This is a genomic window from Sphaerisporangium sp. NPDC049457 (genome assembly GCF_055586705.1).
In genome coordinates this window covers 490,907-512,022 of sequence record NZ_JBVJHR010000002.1, presented here as the reverse complement: position 1 = coordinate 512,022, position 21,116 = coordinate 490,907, and the positions used below count along the sequence as shown (strand labels likewise).

Here is a 21,116-nt window from a genome sequence, read left to right as displayed (position 1 = left end):
CGGCAGGTCAGCGTGAGTCGCCCTCGCCGCGGGCCGAGGCGGCGGCGCGTCCCGCCTCCAGTCGGGCGACCGGGACGCGGAACGGCGAGCAGGACACGTAGTCCAGGCCGATCTCGTGGCAGAAACGGACCGACTCGGGGTCGCCGCCGTGCTCGCCGCAGATGCCGATCTTGAGGTCGGGACGGGTGGACCTGCCCTCCTCCACGGCGATGGACATCAGCCGGCCGACGCCCTCGCGGTCGATGCTCTCGAACGGCGAGACCCCGAAGATCCCGAGGTCGAGGTAGCGGGAGAAGAAGGCGTGCTCGACGTCGTCCCTGGAGAACCCCCAGGTCATCTGGGTGAGGTCGTTGGTGCCGAAGGAGAAGAAGTGCGCGGCCTCGGCGATCTGGCCCGCGGTCAGCGCCGCGCGCGGCACCTCGATCATCGTGCCGATCGCGGCCTCGACCCCGGCCTCCCGCAGGATCCGCTCAGCCTCGTCCCGGACGTGCTCCAGCTCCTGCACCGCCCCGACCAGCGGGATCATGATCTCGGCCCGGGGGTCGCCGCCCGCGGCGCGGCGCTCGGCCGCCGCCTGGGCGATGGCCCGCACCTGCATGGCGAACAGGCCCGGGATCACGAGCCCGAGCCGCACACCGCGCAGGCCGAGCATCGGGTTCTCCTCGTGCAGCCGCCTGACCGCCACGAGCAGCCTGCGGTCGCGGCCGGAGGCGCCGTCGCCGTCCAGGGCGACCTTCACCGACAGCGCGGTGAGGTCGGGCAGGAACTCGTGCAACGGCGGGTCGATGAGGCGGATCGTGACCGGCAGGCCGTCCATCGCCGCGAGGATGCCGGCGAAGTCGACCCTCTGCAGAGGCTCCAGCGCGTCCAGGGCCGCCTGGCGCTCCTCGCCGGACACCGCGAGGATCAGGTCTTCGACGAGCCGGCGGCGCTCGCCCAGGAACATGTGCTCGGTGCGGCAGAGCCCGATGCCCTGCGCGCCGAACCTGCGCGCCCGCTCGGCGTCCTCGGGGGTGTCGGCGTTGGCGCGGACCTCCAGGCGGCGCCGCCCGTCGGCGTGCACCATGACCCGGTGCACGGCCCGGACGAGGTCGTCGGACGGCTCGCCCGTCCCCTCGGAGCGGCCTGTGCCCTCGAAGTACCGGACGACGGGCGAGGCCATGACGGGCACCTCGCCGCGGTACACCTCGCCGGTGGATCCGTCGATCGAGATGACATCGCCCTCCTGCACGACCACGCCGCCGGGGGCGGTGAACCGCCGTTCCCTGGTGTCGACGTCGAGCTGCTCGGCCCCGCACACGCAGGTCTTGCCCATGCCGCGGGCCACGACGGCGGCGTGCGAGGTCTTGCCGCCCCTGCTGGTCAGCACGCCCCGAGCGGCGATCATGCCGGCGAGGTCGTCGGGGGTGGTCTCACGGCGGACGAGGATGACGTCCTCGCCCTGGGCGGCCAGTTCCTCGGCGCGCTCGGAGCTGAACACCGCCTTGCCCACGGCCGCGCCCGGCGAGGCGTTCATGCCCTTGGCGATCGGCCGCAGGTCGTCGTGCCCGGCGAACCTCGGGAACATCAGCTGCGCGAGCTGGTCGCCGGAGACGCGCTCGACGGCCTCGTCCATGTCGATGAGGCCCTGGTCGACGAGCTGGGTCGCGATGCGGAACGCCGCCTCGGCGGTGCGCTTGCCGACGCGGGTCTGCAGCATCCACAGCCTGCCGCGCTCGATCGTGAACTCGATGTCGCACAGGTCGCGGTAGTGGTTCTCCAGCGTCCGCATGATGTCGACGAGCGCGTGGTAGGAGCCGGCGTCGATCTTCTCCAGCTCCTGCAGCGGGATCGTGTTGCGGATGCCGGCGACGACGTCCTCGCCCTGGGCGTTCTGCAGGTAGTCGCCGTACACGCCCTGGTTGCCGGTACCGGGGTCGCGGGTGAAGGCGACGCCGGTGCCGGAGTCCATGCCGAGGTTGCCGAAGACCATCGCGACGATGTTGACGGCCGTGCCGAGGCCGGCGGGGATGCGCTCCTGGCGGCGGTAGACGACCGCGCGAGGAGCGTTCCACGACTCGAAGACCGCCTCGACCGCCATGCGCAGCTGGGTGCGCGGATCGGCGGGGAACTCGCCGCCCGTCTCGTCCTTGACGATGCCCTTGAAGGTCTCCACGAGGCGGTGGAAGTCGGACGCGGTGAGGTCGAGGTCGCTGGACACGCCGTTGTGCCGTTTGGCGTCCTCGATGGCGCCCTCGAACCGGTCGCCCTCGATGCCCAGCACAGTCCTGCCGAACATCTGGATGAGCCTGCGATAGGAGTCCCAGGCGAAGCGCTCGTCGCCGGCCTGCTCGGCCAGCCCGTGGACGGACTCGTCGTTGAGACCGATGTTGAGGACGGTCTCCATCATCCCCGGCATGGAGAACTTCGCGCCGGAGCGGACGCTGACCAGCAACGGGTCCCCGGCGGCGCCGAGGCGCTTGCCCATGCGGTCCTCCATCGCGCGCAGGTGCTCGTCGACCTCGTCCCACAGCCCTTCGGGCACCCCGCCGCCGGCCAGGAACCGGCGGCACGCCTCCGTCGTGATCGTGAACCCCGGTGGCACGGGAAGACCCAGGTTCGTCATCTCAGCGAGATTGGCGCCTTTGCCACCGAGGAGCTCCTTGAGATCCTTGTTGCCTTCGGTGAACCCGTATACGTATTTGGGCACTGGGACTCCTTCACCGACACCTATGGCGTACGATTCCGCCTCGTTCCGGGGACTCTACCGACAATTAACCGGAGGAAACGTCACCCACCCGCCGTGGAGGTGTTCGCCCTGCTAGACCTCAATATAGCGGTCTAATCCACTCGTCCCGGCGCCGGGATGTCCGCGGAAAGTCGGGCCTGGTCCCGCATTGGTACATACCAATTCCCGGATCATTCTCCGCGCATAACTCCGGGGGCCACGGCGAGGCCATTGGTTTAGACCATCACCGGCGGCCCGGGAGGGGAAAAGCGCCTTACCGGACCGGGCGTTCGCGGCGGCGGTCACGCCTCCGGCGAACAAGGCCGCCGGCGGGTCCGGGCAGGCCCGGGAAGGTGCCAGGATGACCGCATGATGGAGCTGAACGGACGTCCCGTGACCCCCGGCGAGCTCGGCCCGCTCGCGCTGCACAACTACGGGCACTTCACCACCATGCGGGTCGACGACCAGCACGTCCGCGGCCTGTCACTGCACCTCGACCGGCTCCTCGGCGACTGCCGCGTCCTGCACGGCGTCGAGCTCGACCTTGAGCGGGTGCGCCACCTGGTCCGCCGCGCGGCGTCCGCGACGCCGTCGCCGGTGATCGTGCGGGTCACCGTCTTCGACCCCGAGTTCGACCTGGCGCACCCGGGGGCCAAGGCCCGGCCCGAGATCCTGGTCACCACCCGGCCCGTCCCGGCCGACCGGCCGCCGCCCGCGCTCGGCCTCGCCGAGTACGAGCGCGACATGCCGCAGGTCAAGCACTCGGGCATGTTCGGCGCGCTGCTCCGACGGCGGTTCGCCCAGCTCGAAGGCCACGACGACGCGCTGTTCGTCAACGCCCGCTCCCAGGTCACCGAGGGGCCCACCTGGAACATCGGGTTCGTCCGGGACGGCGGCGTCCTGTGGCCGCGGTACGACCGGCTCAACGGGGTGACCATGCGCCTGGTCGACGAGGCGCTGCGCCGCGCCGGCGTCCCGTCGGACACCGCCGAGATCGACACCGACGACCTGGCCGCGATGGACGCCGCCTTCATCACCGACGCCGCCGCCGGTCCCCGCCCCGTCCGCTTCATCGAGGGCGCCGCCCTGTCCCTGGACGACCCGCTCCTCGCCACCGTCCGCCGCGAATACGCCGCCCTCCCGGCGGACCCGATCTGACCCTGCGCCGCCGACGGGACGGGTCTTCGGCGCCGCGGCGACGGGCCGCCGGCGCCGGCCCCCCGTCCCGGTCAGGCGCCCCGCACCGGGGCGGTGCCGGTGGCGGTGGAGACCAGCTCGTCGTAGACCTCGCGGCCGGTGGTGAAGGCGCCCAGGCGGACGGTCTTGTTCTCGCCGTGGTAGTCGCTCGACCCGGTGACCCGCAGGCCCAGGTCCCGGGCGAGCGCGCGCACGTGCTCGCGGTCGCCGGGCGTGTGGTCGGGGTGGTCGGCCTCCACCCCCCACAGGCCCGCCTCCGCGAGGGCGGCGATCAGCGCGTCCGGGATGATGTGGCCGCGGCTGCCCGCCCTCGGATGCGCCAGCACCGACACCCCGCCCGCCTCCGTCACCAGCCGTATGGCGGTCAGCACGTCGATGTCGGTCTTCGGCAGCCGGTAGCGGCGTCCCAGCCACTCGGGGGCGAACGCCTCGTCGACCGAGCCGACCAGGCCCCGCCGCACCAGCGCCCGCGCGATGTGCGGCCGCCCCACCGTGCCGCCCTTCGCGTACCCGTGGACCTCCGAGAGCGTGACGTCGATGTCGTCGGCGTTCAGCAGCGCGACGATCTTCGCGCTGCGGTGGTCGCGGGACCGGCGGACCTTGGCCAGCTCCTCGGCCAGCGGCCGGTGGGCGGGGTCGAACAGGTAGGCCAGCAGATGCAGTCCGACCGAGGGCTCGCCGTACCAGCGTCCCGACAGCTCCGCGCCCGGCACGAGGGTCAGGCCGGCGGGGACGGCGGCCGTCGCCGCCTCCCACCCGGCCGTGGTGTCGTGGTCGGTGAGCGCCACCACGTCCAGCCCGGCCGCGGCGGCCCGCGCCATCAGCCCGGCGGGAGTGTCGGTGCCGTCGCTGGCGGTGGAGTGCGCGTGCAGATCGATCCGCATACCTTGAGCCTCTCAGTATTCCTCCGGCACCCGGAACCGGCACCGCTGACTCGCGCCCCGGCGGAACCGGCGCCGCTCATCCGCGTCCCGTCGGCCGCGGCCTCCGCGACGGCGGGGGCCGCGGGTGCGCGAGGGAGGCGAATACCCGGTTGTATACAGGTGTGTCGGTCGGTCGGATGAGTCGGGTCAGGCGCTGGATCGTGGGATCGCTGTCGATCCCGCCGTTGCTGCTGGTGGTGAGCGGCGCCTGGTTCTACCTGCTGGGGTCCGGCGAGCCGGGAGCACGCCGGCCGTCCCCCGGCCAGGACGCGATCTGGCTCGGGCACGCATGGGTGGACGGGCGGAACGGGGAACGCGAGCTCGCCGCGCTCGCCGGGCGCCTGCGGGGCGGCGGCATCGGGGACGTGTACCTGCACACCGGGCCCCTGGAACTCGACGGCACCCTTCGCGCTTCGCTGTACCCCCGCGCGGCGTGGGCGATCGGCGCGCTCCACCGGGCCGTCCCCGGCCTGCGCGTCCACGCCTGGCTCGGCCAGCTCGTGGACCCCGGGAAGCTCGACCTCGGCTCGCCGTCCGTGCGGGCGAACGTCGTGCGGGCGGCCGAGCAGGCGATCGCCGCCGGGTTCGACGGCGTCCACTACAACTTCGAGCCTGTGCCCGACGGAGACCGGGGGCTGCTGGACCTGCTCGACCGCACGCGCGCGGCCATCCCGCCCGCCCGGGGCGTGCTGTCGATGTCCGTGCACCACATCGAGCCGCTTCCCGGCGTCGCCCTCGCCGGCAACGCGCTGCTCGGCCATCCCAAGTGGTGGACGTCCGGCTACCTGACCCAGGTGGCCCGCCGCCTCGACCAGGTCGCGGTGATGAGCTACGACACCGCCCAGCCCACCGAGGCCCTGTACACCGGGTACGTCCGGCGGCAGACCCGGCTGGCCCTGGCCGCGGTCCCCGCGGGCACCCGGCTGCTCATGGGACTGCCCGCCTACCACGACGACAACCTGCTCCGCCACGCCTCCGCCGAGACCGTCGCCGCCGCCGTACGCGGCGTGCGCCTCGGGCTCGGGACGGGCGCCGACCGCCCGGGTTTCGGCGTCGCGCTGTACGTGGACTTCGCCGCCACGGCCGCCGACTGGGATGAGTACCGGCGCGACTGGGAGGCCTCCGGCGCCGCCGGGCGTCCGTGACCGGGGGTGCGGCCGCCGGCGGCGGAGGTGGGACGTCACGGCGTGGTCATCCGCGTGATCGCCGGGTCATCGGGGGGGGCGTGGGGACCTTGCCGATGCCCAGGGTGTTGGCGGCGGGGAGCAGGCCGGACTCCAGCGCGGCGATCAGAAGGGGCGTGGTGAGCTCGGCGAGGCGCTCGGCCTTCGCCGTGCCGATCGCCCGCCACGGCTCGATCGCCAGGTCGTCGGTGAGCCGCTCGACGTCCTCACGCACCCGCCGGCCGCTCTCGGTCGCCGTGCCGTCCGCGTCCACCAGGCCGCGGGACGCGAGGCGGTCGCGGGCGGCGTCCCACTCCTGCGCGGTCCACCCGCGAGCGGCGAACGTCTCGCGCGGGGCGCCGCCGATCGCGGCCATGGAGACCAGCGCCTCGCACGGGTCGAGTCCGGCGGTGACCAGCGCGGCGATGTGCCCGTCCCCCCTGTGCTCGCGCAGGACGCCGATGGCCTGCCACAACACCAGGTGCGGCTCGTCCGGCCACGGCAGCGCGGCGTTGGCGGCGGCGAGCGGACGGCCTCCGGTGCCCGCCGCCTCCGCCGCCTCCCTGGCCAGCAGCGCCGCCTCGGCGAGCCCTGGGGCGCCGACGTCACCGCCGAGCATCGCCCGGTACATCGCGTCCACGGCGCGCAGCCGCGCCTCCAGCACATTGTGCGCGGGGGCGACGGTCCACGCGGCGGGCACGTGCTCGGCGACCGTGCGCGGGCTGAAGCTGTAGAACGTCGCGGCCACCAGCTCGGCGGAGGCCTCGCCCAACGGCGCAGAACGCCAGGCGAAGTAGCTCGGCCACCGGGTGTCCACCGGCAACCCCAGGGCCGCGGCCTCGGCGAACACCTCGGGCGCGTACCAGAAGGGCGCGTGCACCGGTTCGAGCTGGTGCCACATCCGCCGCGCGAAACCGGGGTCCTGAACCATCGTCGTGCACTCCTTGCGAAGACCGGGGACCGCTGAGCCCGCGAGAGAGGCCGGGGCTCCGGCCGTCGCGTCAGCGCCACCTCCTACGTTAGATAGTCTAACTATCCAACGTCAAGTCTCCATGCGGCCCGCTCCGTCCGGAGCGGCGACCACGCCGTCCACAGGCGGCGGCGGGCACGCTCGACGGCCGTCCGCGATCGGTATCCTGGGACGCCGTGGCGGTTCAAGATCGCCTTTGTGCCGTCCTGACGGCCTTTCGTCGACAACGGCGCGCATCATCGCACCGGGGGACGCACGGCCCGCCGGGCATGAGAAGGAAGGCGTTTCGCGTGCTGCTGGCGGCCCGATACCGGCTGGACGAGCCTCTCGGGCGCGGAGGCATGGGCGAGGTCTGGCGGGCCACCGACGAGGTCCTCAACCGACCCGTCGCGGTCAAGCTGCTGCCGGCCGAGGCCGCCGGCTCGTCGGCCGCCGCGCGGTTCCGGCAGGAGGCGCAGGTCACCGCGAGGCTGAACCACGTCAACGTCGTCGCCGTCCACGACTTCGGCCAGGCGGGCGACCGGCTCTTCCTCGTCATGGAGCTCATCGAGGGACGCAGCCTCGCCGACCACCTCGCCGCCGCGGGGCGGCTCGGCGTCGACGAGGTGATCCGCGTCGGAGCCCAGGCGGCCGCCGGCCTGGCCGCCGCGCACCGGCTGGGCGTCGTCCACCGTGACGTCAAGCCCGCCAACCTGCTGATCACGGCCGACGGCACGGTCAAGGTCGTCGACTTCGGCATCGCACGACTGGCCGGCGAGGCGGCGGCGCTCACCGGCACCGGCCTGATCGTCGGCACGAGCGCCTACCTCGCCCCCGAGCGCGTCCTCGGCCGCGACGCCGGGCCGGCGTCCGACATGTACGCGCTCGGGTGCATGCTGTACGAACTGCTGGCCGGGCACGTGCCGTTCCGCGCGGCCGCCCCCACGGCGGTGCTGCACCAGCACGTCGAGGCCCCGCCCCCGCCGGCGAGCCGGACGCGCCCCGACGTGCCGCCCGTCCTGGACGACCTGCTGATGCGCCTGCTGGCCAAGGACCCCGCCGCCCGCCCGGCCGCCGACCAGGTGTCCCGGCTCCTCACCGGCCCGCCGCCCACCACCACCGCCACGCCCACCACACGCGGCGAACGCACGCCCGTCGTCACCGCCGCGGGCGTCTCGGCGGTCGCGCTCGTCGCGGTGCTCGCCTTCGCGCTCCTGCGCCCCGGGCCGGCCACGACGCCCGGCCCGGCCGCCGCGGCGGCCGCACCGTCCGCCTCCGGGTCCCCGATCCCGTCCGGCTCCGCGCCGGTGTCGCCTCCGGGGTCCCCCATCGCCTCGCCCTCGCCGTCCTCCGTGGTGGCCGTCGGGCCGAGGCGGCTGTCGGACGATCCGCGCGTCCTGCTCGCCCAGCTCGCGCAGGGGCTGAGCTGGGCGGTCGACCAGGGCCGGCTCGACCCTCGCATCGCCGGGAAGGTCCAGCACGCCATCGCCGAGGCCCGCGCCAGGCTCGGCCGGGGCGACAGAGGACCCGGAAGACCTGGAAGACCTGAAAAACACGGTCACGGCGGCCGAGACGACCGCGAAGCGGCCGACCGCCTCCGCCGGATCGTCGGCGACCTCGCCCAGGCCGAGCGCAACGGGGAGTTCACCCCCGGGCCCGCGCTGACCCGCCTGCTCGCCCACCTGTCACAGCTCGCCGAGGCCGGACACCGCCCGCCCGACCGCGACGGTGACGACGACGGCAGGGACGAGGAGTAGACGACCGGCGGGGCCCGGCAGGTCCGCGAGTTCCTTGCCGACCCGCCGGGCGCGATTGTGCTGAAAGTTTCAACCATGATGTTCCTCAGCATGACGAGATCGACGACGAGGCCGATGTCGGAGCATGTTCGCGGACGTCAACGCGAGACAGCGCCTCCGAAAGTTTCACAGCGGTCTTGACATGTTTCGGGGAGGTTTCCACACTGAGTCCCCGAGGCGCCCTGTGCCCGCCGGGCCGGTGGTGGCAGGGGCCTTGGACTGCCACGGGGGTCGGACGTCGATCCAGCAGGGCGGCGCCGAGTTTTCGCCATCTCGCGACTCACTTGGAGGCTCAAGGATGAGCACGAAGGCCACCTACTCGGATCGGTTCCGGCGATCGCGCAGCGGTCTCGGCCGGATCCTGCTCGCGGGCACTCTCGGACTTCTCGGCACGATCACGGCGCTGTCGGCGCCGTCGCCCGCGGGCGCCGCGGCGAGCACGCTGGGCGCCGCGGCCGCGCAGAGCGGCCGGTACTTCGGCACCGCCATCGCCGCCGGCAAGCTGGGCGACTCGGCGTACACCACCATCGCGAACCGCGAGTTCAACATGGTGACGGCCGAGAACGAGATGAAGATCGACGCCACCGAGCCGAACCGGGGCCAGTTCAACTTCACCAACGCCGACCGCATCTACAACTGGGCCGTGCAGAACGGCAAGCGGGTGCGCGGGCACACGCTGGCCTGGTACTCCCAGCAGCCGGGCTGGATGCAGTCACTGTCGGGCAGCAGCCTCCGCCAGGCGATGATCGACCACATCAACGGCGTGATGAACCACTACAAGGGCAAGATCTACGCCTGGGACGTGGTGAACGAGGCGTTCGCCGACGGCAACTCCGGCGGCAGGCGCGACTCCAACCTCCAGCGGACGGGCAACGACTGGATCGAGGTCGCGTTCCGCACCGCCCGGGCGGCCGACCCGGCCGCCAAGCTCTGCTACAACGACTACAACATCGACAACTGGTCCTGGGCCAAGACGCAGGGCGTCTACAACATGGTCCGCGACTTCAAGCAGCGCGGCGTCCCGATCGACTGCGTCGGCCTGCAGTCGCACTTCAACAGCGGTAGCCCCTACAACAGCAACTACCGCACCACCATCTCCAGCTTCGCCGCCCTCGGCGTGGACGTTCAGATCACCGAGCTGGACATCCAGGGCGCCTCCGCGCAGACCTACGCCGCCGTGGTGAACGACTGCCTGGCGGTGGCCCGTTGCGCCGGCATCACCGTGTGGGGCGTCCGCGACCAGGACTCCTGGCGCTCCGGCGACACCCCGCTGCTGTTCAGCGGCAACAACAAGAAGCCCGCCTACGACGCGGTCCTCAACGCCCTGAACAACGCCACCCCCAACCCGACGCCCACCCCGACGCCGACCGTGACCCCGACCGTCACCCCGACGCCGACCGCCACTCCGACCCCCGGGTCCGACTTCCGGCTGCGCAACGAGGCGGCGGGCCGGTGCGTGGACTCGCCCAACAGCGCCACCGCCAACGGCACGCTGATGCAGATCTACGACTGCCACACCAACGCCAACCAGCGCTTCACCTACGACTCCGGCCGGCTGGAGACCCTCGGCAAGTGCCTGGACTCCCCGACCAACGCCGGCTCGGGCACCCGCGTCCAGATCTGGGACTGCCACACCAACAGCAACCAGCAGTGGACGTTCAACTCCAACGGCACCATCACCAACGGCGCCAACAACCTCTGCCTCAACGCCAACGGCACCGGCAACACCTCCACCGTGACCGTCAGCTCCTGCAACGGATCCGCCAACCAGAGGTGGACCCGGGCATGACCAGGTAGCGGCCGCACTCGGCAGCGACTGGTGACGCGCCGAGGCTGACACCCGATTCACAAGAAGACCTCCGGACCGGTGGAGACGACCTCTCCACCCGGCCGGAGGTCTTCGTCTATCCCGCCGATGCCCGGCCGGCCGTCCACGGGCGTACGGCGGGGCGCGCGAGCGCGGATCGCCTCCGCTACGTCCGGGGGGCGGTCCCGGTGCGGTCCGCGTACTCCCTCGGGAGTACGCGACGTGTCGCTGGAGGGGGGACGACGCCGAGCGGCGGGTGGAACAGCATCGGCAGTACCCCCACCAAGCTCTGAAGGGAGCACGCGATGCGCAAAATCTACGTAGCGCTTGCCGGATTGCTGCTGGCCGCCGTAGTGGCACAGTTCTACTTCGCCGCGGTAGGCGCGTTCGCCAAGCCGCAGGACGACAACTCGTTCGCGCTGCACAGCGCGACCGGCATGATGATCATCCCGCTGCTGTCACTGCTGGTCACCGTGGCCGCCGCCGTTTCCCGCGCGCCCGGGCGGCAGGTGGCGACGGCCCTGCTGCCGTTCGGCCTGGTGATCGTCCAGGCTCTGATCGTCGTGCTCGGCCGGGTGCTGAACGACGCCGCCGGCAACACCACCACGACCGCGCTCGTCATCCTGGGCCTGCACGGGCTCAACGGCATGGCGGTCATGGGGGCGGCCGGCATGGTGTTCCGCAACGCCCGCACGCTCGCCGTCGCCCCGCGCGGCTCCGAGGGTGCCGGCGCCGCCGCCGCGCGGACCTCAGGTCCTCTGAGCGGCGAATCCGCGGCACGGTCCTCGTGAGCGTCGAAGCGCTCATGGCGCTCGACCTGCTCGCCGGGGTGCTCGCCGCGGTGGCATGGCTGGGCGCCGGCGCGGCGGCGGCCGCCCGCCGTGTCAGGGTGGCCGCCGCTCTGCTCGTCCTGGCGGTACTGGCGTCGCTGGCCAAGGGCGGACTCGTCCTGGCGCTCGCGGGCGCCGGCTGGTGGTTCGTCCAGGAGAAGATCACCCTGACGCTGCCGCTTCTGGCGGCGGGCACGGTCGCGGCCGCCGTGCTCGCCGCTCCGCCGCTGGTCAGAGCGGCACTGCGCACTGGTCAGGGTGGGCTCGGCGGCTTCGGGGCCGCCCGCACGAAGCCGACGGCCACGGCACCGCACGTCGCGGGGGCGCGGGCGGTCGAGGAGCCGGCGACGGTATCTGGAGCCGCAGCCGAGGCTGAGCCGGCGACCGTACCGGGACCGGCGGCCGAGGCGGAGCCTTCGGCGGAAACGGGACCGGCGGGCAGAGTCGGGCCGGCGGCCGGGTCCGGTTCGGGAGGGACGGTGGGGCCACGCGCGGTCCTGGCGTTGTTCGGAGCCGGGTACGCGGCGGCGGCCGGGCCGGTGGTCACGTTGCTGCTGGGATATCCCGCGACGTGGAGCACCGTGGTCGTCACGGCGGCGCTCGTGGCCGCCGCGGTGCTGACCACCCAGCGGTTCCTGTCCCCCGGCGCCCGCGTCCGCGGGACGCGGGTCGCCGTGGCGGCGACCGTCGTGGCCATGCTCGCCGGAGCCGGGCTCGCGTTCCTGCCCGCGGACGGGGTCGACACCGGCGGCGGCCCGGCCGTCGCCGCCCCGGACACCATGCGCATGCCGGGTGGGCACGAAGCCATGCGGATGGCCGGCGAAAGTGATGGCAGGGGGAACCCGGCGGGGGTGCATGCGGCCGGCGTGGCACAGGACGACCGGCCGGTGACCGCGCTGCGCGGGCCCGCCGCGCCGGCGCCGGGCGGCACGGTCCGCCGGTACGAGCTGACGGCGCGCACGGCCACGATCACCCTGTCCTCCGGGCGGAAGGTGGCCGCGTGGACGTTCAACGGGACCGTTCCCGGCCCGCCGATCACCGCCGCCGAGGGCGACCTGATCGAGGTACGCCTGCGCAACGCGGACATCGCGCGCGGGGTGACCCTGCACTGGCACGGTTACGACGTGCCCTCCGGGGAGGACGGGGTGCCCGGCCTGACGCAGGACGCCGTGCGGCCCGGGCAGGAGTTCGTGTACCGGTTCCTCGCCGACCAGGTGGGCACGTACTGGTACCACACGCACGAGGTGTCCGACCAGGGCGTGAAGATGGGCTTGTACGGCGCCCTGGTGGTCACGCCGCGCACACCGGCGACCCCCGGCGAGACCGCGGCCTCGGGTGTCGATCTGACGCTGCTGGCGCACACGTTCGCCGGGCGGACCGTGGTGGGCGACCATGACCAGCCGGTCGAGTGGCACGCGGCGCCCGGCACGCCCGTGCGGCTGAGGCTGGTCAACACCGACAACACCCCGCACCGGTTCGCGCTCGCGGGCGCCCGGTACCGCCTGGTGGCCGTGGACGGCTCCGATCTGCACGGCCCCGGCGAGCTGGGCCAGGTGGGGCTGCGCCTGCCCGCGGGCGGCCGCTACGACCTGTCCTTCACCATGCCGCCGGGCGCGCCGGTCGTGCTCGCCGTGGACGACCGCGCGGCCGCCCTGCGGCTCACCGCCGCCGCTCCCGCCGCTGGTACGCGACCGGGCGCCGGTCCGGGGCCGCAGGCGGGGCCGGTGGTCGTTCCCCGGACGGCGGCGTGGCCGGAGCTGGACCTTCTGCGGTACGGCACGCCGGGGGACGCGCGGCGGGACGACCTGACCGGGCGGTACGACCGTGACTTCACGCTGGTACTGGACCAGGGGCTCGCGCTGTCGGAGGGCCGGCCGCTGTACGCGCACACGGTGAACGGGCACGCGTTCCCGTCCGTCCCGACACAGCTCGTCCGCGAGGGCGACGTCGTCCGGATGACGGTGGTGAACCGGGGCCGGGAGACCCATCCCTGGCACCTGCACGGCCATCGCGTGCTGGTGCTCTCCCGCGACGGGCGCCCTCCGGCGGGCAGCCCGCTGGAGATGGACACCTTCGACGTCCGTCCGGGGGAGGTGTGGCAGGTGGCGTTCCGCGCGGGCAACCCGGGTCTGTGGATGAACCACTGCCACAACCTGAGCCACGCCGACCAGGGCATGGTGCTCCACCTGGCGTATCAGGGGATCACCACGCCGTTCCACGGCGCGCACGGCGGCTGAGCGGGCCGCGTCCCACACCGGCGCGACGGGACGGCCGCCCCCGCTGTGCGCACAGGGCCGCCGTCCCGGGATGCGGCGGATCCGGCCCGCACTTCCGGTCGGTCCGCATCATCGGGCGGGGACTCACGCCGGCGGCGTGTCCCGCCCGATTTCGTGGTGTGAGAGGCCTAAGGTGATCAATGAGGCGATCAGTACTAGGCTTCCCCGACGATGTCCGGAAATATCCCGCCTCGTACGCGTCGCACGTGGAAACTCGGGGCTTTCATCATGGCGTTGACGATCGCCGCCTGCCTGCTGGGCGGTTTCGCCGCCCTGCCCGGCGGCCAGGACTCCGCGGTGGGCTCGGCCGCGCGGCTGCCGGCCGCCACCCCCTCGGCGGCGGGCTCTCCCGCCGCGGCGGCCCCCTCCTCGCCCGGACGACCGGTCGGCGGCACCCCCCACGCCTCCATCCCGGCCACCGGCACGACCCCGTCCGCCGGTACGACTCCTCCCGCCGCCAGGCCGGAGGCGCCGGACTCCACCACCGGCCCGGACGACGACCGCGACCCGGACGCGGGCTTCGGCAAGCAGCCGGTGGTCGTCCGGGTCCCGTACTCGGCGAAGGGCCGCTACAAGGTGGTCAAGGGAGTCGCGCGCCCGCCGGCCGGCGGCCACGGCAAGGTGATCCGCTACCTCGTCGAGGTCGAACGCGGGCTCCCGTTCGACCCGGAGGAGTTCGCCGCCATGGTGCACCGGACGCTGAACGACCCCCGGAGCTGGGGCCGCGGCCACCAGCGGTTCAAGCGGGTCGACCACGGGCCGGTGCGGTTCCGCGTGGCGCTGAGCAGCCCCGCGATGACGAACGAGAACTGCCGCCCGCTGCTGACGTTCGGCGAGCTCTCCTGCTGGAACGGCGGACGTTCGGTCATCAACGCGAAGCGATGGGGCAGCGCCATCCCCGGATACCACGGCGACCTCATCGCCTACCGCCAGTACGTGATCAACCATGAGGTCGGCCACGCCCTCGGGCACGGGCACCGGTCGTGCCCGAAGCGCGGCGCACTCGCCCCGGTGATGACGCAGCAGACCAAGTCGTTGCAGGGCTGCCGCCCGAACCCGTGGCCGTTCCCGTCCGCCAAGGGCGCCCCGCGCGACGCCCGCGAACGCGACGGCGGCGCGCACGGCGACCAGGAACACGGGAGCAAGGAACACGGCGCGCCGAAGAACGGCGGACCGAAGGACGGCGGCCCGGACCCGCGGCCCGGCGACAAGGACGACAAGGCCCACATGGAGGACAAGGCCCGCCTCCGCCCGTCCCGCGACCCCGACCCCGGCCGCTGAGCGCTGAGGACGTCCGGCGTCCATCCCTTCACCGGCACGGACCTCGCGGACGGTGTGGCCGATTGGAAATCGTGTACTCCAGCGTCCGGGACGGCGACGCGCGATGGGCGGGAGCCTCCGGCGTCGCCGACGTGCGCACCGGCAGGCCCGTGACGCCGGGGATGTACCACCGCGTCGGCAGTGTCACCAAGGCGTTCACGTCGGTCGCGCTCATGCGGCAGGTGGAGCGTGGCCGGCTCGACCTGGACGCGCCGATCGGGCGTTATCTGCCGCGGCTGGTGCCGGGCGAGCACATGGCGCGCCCACAGCGATGGCGGTCAACAGCAGGACCGATATCACCAGCGATCCGTCGGCCGGCGACAGGTCGCCGCGGGTCATCGTCTGCGCCAGCCTGATGAGCGCGCCGACGAACATGACTCCGCCGATGACGGCGAACGCGGTCGCGGCGCTGCCGGGAGTGAAACGGCGGTCGGCGAGCGCGTTGTTTCCGACGATGCGCCGTTTGTCGTCCTCGGGGATGTCCGGATCCACCACCGGCCACCTGCCGACCCACCAGGAGTTCACCATGATGCCGCCCCCCAGACGAAATCGCGGCCCTGCACGCAGAGCCATCACCCCGAAGTCGATACATCCCCGTGAAGACGATCGTAACCCGCTAACCAGCCGGTCACGCGATTTGTCGCCCTTATGGTCGATCCGGAAGCGGTTTCCCTTGCCCGCAAGCTACCCTTTTCGGAAGAGGACGGGCCGCGGCCACCCCGGTCCGAGCGGCTCGGACAGGGTATGGGGCGCGCGCAATTCAGCCACCCTCGCCTTCGAGATTTCGGCAGGTCCAGATCGAGGGGAACTCCATATCATGAGACGCGCGCTGTTCGTCTTGTTGCTCGCGTCCCTGCTCGGCGGCCTCGCCTGCGGCGCATGTTCGATGATCGCGGCGGACGAGGAGCAGAAGGCCTGCGTCTCGGCCGTCGACCAGCGAATCGCACGGCTCAAAGCGGAGACCTTCGAACTGTTCCCGGCCGGCGCCATCGGCAGGGTGTCAGAATGGAATGACTGCGATGAGGGGAACGACGGAATGGAACTTCAGGCCGGTCTCGCCGGCGGAAGGCCGGCAGAGGAGTTCCTGAGTGGCTTCTGGTCCGCGGGCTGGTCGCATCTCACCCCCGAAACGCCATCATATGACCGGATGTGCTTTGGCTGCATCGCCGGGGCGACGAAGATCGTGGATGGCCGAGTCATGTATGTCGCGATAAATTCCGCCGAGGACAAATCTCTGTACGCCCAGATAAATTACCGGGATCACGACTCGTCGCGACTTGAATCGTCCCGCCCCTCTCCCAGTTGACATGACGCTTCGCTGAGCAAGTGATTCACCGCCGACATCCGGGCTTGCGATGTTGACCTCAACCGAGGTTCATGTTTCACGATGGTCGCCCTGTACTTCTGACGAGGGAGAACGTCATGATCTTGGTCACGGGCGCCACCGGGCGCGTCGGGCGGCAGGCCGTTTCCGCTCTGCTGGCGGCCGGCGCCGAGGTGCGGGCGCTGTCCCGCGACCCGGCCGCCGCAGGGCTGCCGGACACCGTCGAGGTCGTTCACGGCGACCTGGCGAAACCCGAGACCCTCGACGCGGCGCTGGACCGCGTCGAGGCGGTGTTCCTGGTCTGGCCCACCCTGTCGGCCGACCACGCCGCCCCGGCCGCCATCGAGGCGATCGCCGCGCGGGCCCGGCGCGTCGTCTACCTGTCCGCGCGCGGCGTTTCCGGGCTCCAGCAGGCGGAGGGGACGATCCTCGGCTCGCACGCCCGCCTGGAGAACCTGATCGAGCGGTCCGGGATGGAGTGGACGTTCCTGCGCACCAGCGGCTTCGCGGCCAACACCCTGTTGTGGGCGCCGCAGATCCGGGACACCGGCACCGTCCGCTGGGTGTACGGGGACGCGCGCAGGTCGCTGATCCACGAACGCGATATCGCCGCCGTGGGCGTGCGCGCGCTGACCGGTCCGGGTCACGGCGGCGCCAGGTACGAGCTGACCGGGCCGCGGGCGCTCACGCAGGTCGAGCAGGTGAGCCTCATCGGCGAGGCCGTCGGCCGTCCGGTGCGCTGGGAGGAGACATCCCCCGAGGCCGCGCGGCAGGCGTTGATCGCCCAGGGCATGCCGGCCTCGCTGGTGCGGGACATCCTGGCCGGGCAGGCCGCGATGGCGGCGGTCCCGGAGACGGTCACCACGACCGTCGAGGAGGTCACCGGCTCGCCCGCGACCGACTTCCGCCAGTGGGCCGCCGACCACGCCGCCGACTTCCGCTGAGCCGAACCGGTCAGGACACCGCGGCCAGGATGGTCTCCACCGCGCGCTCGCCGCGGCGCTCGTCCGCGTCTCGCTCGACGCGTCCCGGCGTGGGCGGCCGGGTCAGCGTTTGCGGGCTACGCCGCAGAAGGCGGGCAGGTCGTCTTCCCCGGGGCGCGACCGGGGTCCCGGCCGCCAGGAGTCCAGGCGCGTCACCCCAGGTTCCACCAGTTCCAGGCCGTCGAAGAACGCCTCGATCTCCTCGTAGGACCGAAGGACGGCGGGAGAGCTGGCCCTGTCGTACACCGACGTGCCCGGCATCAGCCGCTGATCGGCCTCGGCGTGTGACAGGACCAGGACCGACCCCGGGGCCAGGGCGTCGGTCAGGGTACGGACGATGCCGCGCGGGTCTTCCTCGTCTCTGATGAAGTGGAGCACGAAGACGAGCAGGACGGCCATGGGCCGCTCGAAGTCGAGATGCCCGCGGATGGTCTCATCGGTGACGATCTCGTGCGGCCGGCGCAGGTCGCCGGCGACCATGATGGTCTGGTCGTCGGTGGCGAGCAGCGCCTGGCCGTGGGACAGGACGATCGGCTCCAGGTCGACGTAGGCGACGCGCGCGCCGGGAACGACGTGCTGGGCCACCTCGTGCACGTTCTCCTGCGTGGGCAGCCCCGAGCCGATGTCGAGGAACTGGTCGATGCCCGCCTCGCCCGCGGCGTACTCGACGGCGCGTCGCAGGAAACGGCGGTTGGCGACGGCAAGCTCGCGGGTGCGCGGAAAGACGCCGATCACCCGCTCGGCCGCCTCGCGATCGGAGGCGTAATTGTCCTTGCCGCCCAAGTAATAATCGTACATTCGCCCCACATTGGGCGTTGTCGCATCAAAGCCTGGGTTCAGCGGCTCGGAATTCATACCACCTCGTCAAGGGTCGGTGTCATAAGGCCGTTCGACCACGCATGATCCGGGGCCTGACGTTAACAGCCGTCGACTCCGCTCTCAACGGCGGACGGACAACCTGTGGACGACGATTCCCGGCCCGCCTGTCACGCGCGCCGCTGAAGCCATGCGACGCACGGACGCCGGCCCGCGTCCAGGCCCTCCCCGGCGGCGGACGGGCAGGACGCCCGGCCGTTCAGACGTCTCTGCGGCGCAGGAGCAGAACGCCCGCGATGAGCGGCAGCACGGCGTACGCGAGCAGCACCGCCACCGCTCCGGCGGGGGACAGCAGCGACCCGTAAACCGAATCGGCGTTGGAGGCGCCGATGATCTGGCGGGGCAGGCCCGGCAGCATGACCGATCCGATGCGCTCGCTCCACGGCTCCGGCAGGTTGCCCGCCACCATCGGGATCACGTACACCAGCCCCACCAGGATGACGATCGCCCCCGCGGTGGACCGCAAGATCGCGGCTAGTCCCAGCCCGACCAGGGCGAAGACGACCACCGACGATCCGGTGACGGTCAGCAGGAGCGCCCTGTCCGCCAGGGGGACGAGGTAGGCGCCGTTGAACCGGCCGCCGATCACCGAGCGGCTGACGAAATAGGTCCCGAACACGACAAGCGGCCCGGCGAGCGCCGCGAGCCCGGCGAGGATGGCGGCCTTGGCCGCGAGGACGGGCCAGCGCCGGGGCACCGCCATCAGGCTCGTCCTGATCGTCCCGGTCGCGTACTCCGACGTGACCGCGAGCACGCCGAGTATGCCCAGGCACAGCTGCGGGATCATCACGACCACCTCTTCGATGTGCGCGATCGAGGACGTCGGCCGCCGTCCGGGCGGGGCGTCGTCGAAGGCGGCCGCCGCCGACATGGCGATCGCCGCGCCGAGCAGCAGGCCGCCCGCGGCGACGCCCAGCGTGTAGTAGGTGGAGCGGACCGATCGGAGCTTGTGCCACTCCGCGGCCAGGACATCGATCATCAGGGTTCCTCCGGCGCCGGCGTCGATGGGGACTCCTCGACGCTCTCGCGTCCCGGGCGGCGGCGCATCGGCCCGCCGTCCGAACCGCCGCGCCCCGCGTCGGCCCACAGGATGTCCGCCCCAGGGCTGAAGCCGCCGCGCTCATCGCCCGAAGGTGCGTGCGGCGCCGGAGCCGAACCGGCAGCCGGCCAGGATGATCACCAGCCCGTCCGGCCGGGTGATCCGGACGGCGTTCCGCCCCGCGCTGCCGTCGGTGTCGGTGACGTTCTCGTTGTAGCGGACGATGATGCCGCCCGAGAGGGTCAGCGATCCCGGAGCGCTGCCGATCGCCGTTCCGTTGATCCGGTCCACGGCCGAGGACCGGGTGACTCCGCCGCCGGCGGCCCGGCAGAAGCTCCGCGCGCCGACGACCCGCACCGCGCCGTCGAGCAGGTCGGCGCCGTCCACGGCGGCGTACGCCGTGGATGCCCCGGTCTCGACGGCGCAGGCCGCGCGCAGGGCCCGCGCGGTCCCCACGGGGGTCGGCAGGGATGCCAGGATTCTCGTGAAGTTGGGCGGGCACGGCACGTCCGGGGACCGGGGCACCACCACCGGCCCGGCGGCCTGGAATCCGAACGCCTCGCCCTGCGGCTGCGGCGAGACCACCGCCCGCGCCATCGCCACCGCCCCACCGGACGCCACCCCGGCGCACAGGGACGTCGCGGCCGTGGCGACCGCCGCGACCGCGCGCCACCGCGCGCGAAGACGTTCGCTCAAGCTACGGACCACCGATGACCCCCCGCTGACCTGCCGCCGAGGGACGTCAGGATGGGACGGGGCGGGCGGTTCACCGGCTCGTGGTCACGCGCTCGCGCGGCATGAGCACGACCCGAAGGGACCGCCGTCCCGGCTGCGGCCTCCCCCGTCACGGCCGCAAGGCGCCTCTACCCGGGCGCCGGTCAAGGCGAGGGCGAGAGCGATCTAGGATCGAGTCATGCCAGAGGCCGGGCCGAGCGACGTCTCCGAGTCGTCGGAGTCCCACTCACTGGAGCCCGTACCGCTCAGAGGAGGGCAGCGCCTCGGCGCCTCGGCGGTCGGCACGGTCCTGACCGGGGCGGGCGTGGCCTCGGTCTTCGTCAGCGAGAACCAGGTCGGAAGCGCGGTGCTGCTGCTCACGGGAGCGGCGTTCCTGCTGCTCGCGGTCACCGGGATGCCCATCGTGGGGGCGAAGTTCCAGGACTTCGAGGTGCGCATGGCCTGGCACTGGCGCAGGTCCGCCCTAGGGCTGGCCGCCCACCTGCCCAGCGACGAGGCGCGCCGCCTCCTTGAGATCATCGACGCGACGGCTCCCAAGGCGTACTCCGACTCCATGCTGGCGCTGATCGACACGCTGCTCTTCGAGGCGCGTGTGAGGGACGCGTCGATCGGGGCTCTCCGGGACGGCGAGCGCATCGCGGTGCACCACGACGCCGGCATCGGAGACCCGCTCGTCGTATGGATCTCCGAGCGGGGCGACATGCGCATCGGCGTCTTCGCCATGTTCGCCCCGACCATGAGCGGAAGGCTTTCCGAGCACTTCACCGGCCGGTTCGTCCGCCAGGTGCTGAGCACCGGGCACGACGCCCTGATCATGATCACCTGCGTCCGGGACAAAGGGGACCTCGCCGCGCTGGCCGCCAGAGTGCGGCAGGAGACCGGAATACCCGTGGCCGTCGAAGAATGGGAGCGGGACGGCACGGCCCGGCCGCTGCGCGCCGCCATCGAACGACTGGCGGCGGCCACCGAGGGGACAAGACCGGGTCGCTGACCGGCCTTGTCCCGTTCGTGGTGTCTCCCCGCGCCGGAACGGCTCCGCTGAGACCCGCCCGGCGGCCGTCTGGTCGTGCGGGGCCGGGTGTTCCTCGGGCCGCTTGAGTGCGGGCGGCTTGCAGGCGGAGGAGTAGTCCTTGGTCCTGATGCCCGCCCCCAGCCCGCCGACCATCAGCATGTCGGGAAAGCGCAGCCGTC

The 21,116-nt window shown here is 72.5% G+C and carries 17 protein-coding genes; 11 read left to right on the top strand and 6 right to left on the bottom strand.

Features of this window, described 5'->3' with window-relative positions; genetic code table 11:
• Positions 1-7: 7 nt before the first annotated feature.
• Positions 8-2,689: a pyruvate, phosphate dikinase gene (ppdK, locus tag ACZ6QO_RS05525; protein ID WP_465847928.1), complete on the bottom strand. Its 2,682-nt coding sequence runs from the start codon at positions 2,687-2,689 to the stop codon at positions 8-10.
• Positions 2,690-3,079: 390 nt separating this feature from the next.
• On the opposite strand from ppdK, the gene ACZ6QO_RS05520 reads away from it, so the two are divergent.
• Complete coding sequence (locus tag ACZ6QO_RS05520; RefSeq protein ID WP_465848089.1) at positions 3,080-3,865, top strand: aminotransferase class IV; 786 nt, start codon at positions 3,080-3,082, stop codon at positions 3,863-3,865.
• A 71-nt stretch (positions 3,866-3,936) separates the two neighbouring features.
• Here the strand turns inward: ACZ6QO_RS05520 and ACZ6QO_RS05515 are convergent, their stop codons facing one another.
• Entirely contained in the window at positions 3,937-4,788 is an 852-nt protein-coding gene (locus tag ACZ6QO_RS05515; protein WP_465847927.1) for a PHP domain-containing protein, read from the bottom strand.
• Between the two features lie 200 nt (positions 4,789-4,988).
• Between ACZ6QO_RS05515 and ACZ6QO_RS05510 the strand changes: the two genes are divergently transcribed.
• Positions 4,989-5,972, top strand: a complete 984-nt coding sequence (locus tag ACZ6QO_RS05510; RefSeq protein ID WP_465847925.1) for a glycoside hydrolase family 18 protein — start codon at positions 4,989-4,991, stop codon at positions 5,970-5,972.
• 46 nt (positions 5,973-6,018) lie between these two features.
• On the opposite strand, the gene ACZ6QO_RS05505 is transcribed toward ACZ6QO_RS05510, so the two are convergent.
• A complete protein-coding gene (locus ACZ6QO_RS05505) occupies positions 6,019-6,921 on the bottom strand; it encodes an SCO6745 family protein (RefSeq protein ID WP_465847923.1) in 903 nt (300 codons plus the stop codon).
• Positions 6,922-7,250: 329 nt separating this feature from the next.
• Between ACZ6QO_RS05505 and ACZ6QO_RS05500 the strand changes: the two genes are divergently transcribed.
• The 8 genes from ACZ6QO_RS05500 to ACZ6QO_RS05465 all read left to right on the top strand — a co-directional run bounded on the left by ACZ6QO_RS05500 (position 7,251) and on the right by ACZ6QO_RS05465 (position 17,236).
• A complete protein-coding gene (locus ACZ6QO_RS05500) occupies positions 7,251-8,696 on the top strand; it encodes a serine/threonine-protein kinase (protein WP_465847921.1) in 1,446 nt (481 codons plus the stop codon).
• 337 nt (positions 8,697-9,033) lie between these two features.
• Positions 9,034-10,524, top strand: a complete 1,491-nt coding sequence (locus tag ACZ6QO_RS05495) for a glycoside hydrolase family 10 protein (protein WP_465847920.1) — start codon at positions 9,034-9,036, stop codon at positions 10,522-10,524.
• A gap of 323 nt (positions 10,525-10,847) precedes the next feature.
• Complete coding sequence (locus tag ACZ6QO_RS05490; protein WP_465847918.1) at positions 10,848-11,333, top strand: DUF6220 domain-containing protein; 486 nt, start codon at positions 10,848-10,850, stop codon at positions 11,331-11,333.
• On the top strand, positions 11,330-13,609 hold the full coding sequence (locus ACZ6QO_RS05485; RefSeq protein ID WP_465847917.1) for a multicopper oxidase family protein: 2,280 nt from the start codon (positions 11,330-11,332) through the stop codon (positions 13,607-13,609). Before ACZ6QO_RS05490 ends, ACZ6QO_RS05485 begins: the two co-directional genes overlap by 4 nt.
• Positions 13,610-13,876: 267 nt before the next feature.
• The gene (locus tag ACZ6QO_RS05480; RefSeq protein WP_465847915.1) at positions 13,877-14,929 is read left to right on the top strand and encodes a DUF3152 domain-containing protein; all 1,053 of its coding nucleotides are present in this window, start codon (positions 13,877-13,879) and stop codon (positions 14,927-14,929) included.
• A 71-nt stretch (positions 14,930-15,000) separates the two neighbouring features.
• Complete coding sequence (locus ACZ6QO_RS05475) at positions 15,001-15,324, top strand: serine hydrolase domain-containing protein (protein WP_465848087.1); 324 nt, start codon at positions 15,001-15,003, stop codon at positions 15,322-15,324.
• Positions 15,240-16,274, top strand: a complete 1,035-nt coding sequence (locus ACZ6QO_RS05470; protein WP_465847913.1) for a hypothetical protein — start codon at positions 15,240-15,242, stop codon at positions 16,272-16,274. Before ACZ6QO_RS05475 ends, ACZ6QO_RS05470 begins: the two co-directional genes overlap by 85 nt.
• A 116-nt stretch (positions 16,275-16,390) precedes the next feature.
• On the top strand, positions 16,391-17,236 hold the full coding sequence (locus tag ACZ6QO_RS05465; protein WP_465847911.1) for an SDR family oxidoreductase: 846 nt from the start codon (positions 16,391-16,393) through the stop codon (positions 17,234-17,236).
• 102 nt (positions 17,237-17,338) lie between these two features.
• Here the strand turns inward: ACZ6QO_RS05465 and ACZ6QO_RS05460 are convergent, their stop codons facing one another.
• The 3 genes from ACZ6QO_RS05460 to ACZ6QO_RS05450 form a co-directional block, all read right to left on the bottom strand.
• On the bottom strand, positions 17,339-18,130 hold the full coding sequence (locus ACZ6QO_RS05460; RefSeq protein WP_465847909.1) for an SAM-dependent methyltransferase: 792 nt from the start codon (positions 18,128-18,130) through the stop codon (positions 17,339-17,341).
• A gap of 220 nt (positions 18,131-18,350) precedes the next feature.
• Entirely contained in the window at positions 18,351-19,130 is a 780-nt protein-coding gene (locus ACZ6QO_RS05455; protein ID WP_465847907.1) for an ABC-2 transporter permease, read from the bottom strand.
• A 141-nt stretch (positions 19,131-19,271) separates the two neighbouring features.
• Positions 19,272-19,886: a hypothetical protein gene (locus ACZ6QO_RS05450; RefSeq protein WP_465847906.1), complete on the bottom strand. Its 615-nt coding sequence runs from the start codon at positions 19,884-19,886 to the stop codon at positions 19,272-19,274.
• Positions 19,887-20,103: 217 nt separating this feature from the next.
• Here ACZ6QO_RS05450 and ACZ6QO_RS05445 point away from each other — a divergent pair, with 217 nt between their 5' ends.
• A complete protein-coding gene (locus tag ACZ6QO_RS05445) occupies positions 20,104-20,916 on the top strand; it encodes a hypothetical protein (protein WP_465847904.1) in 813 nt (270 codons plus the stop codon).
• Positions 20,917-21,116 lie beyond the last annotated feature (200 nt).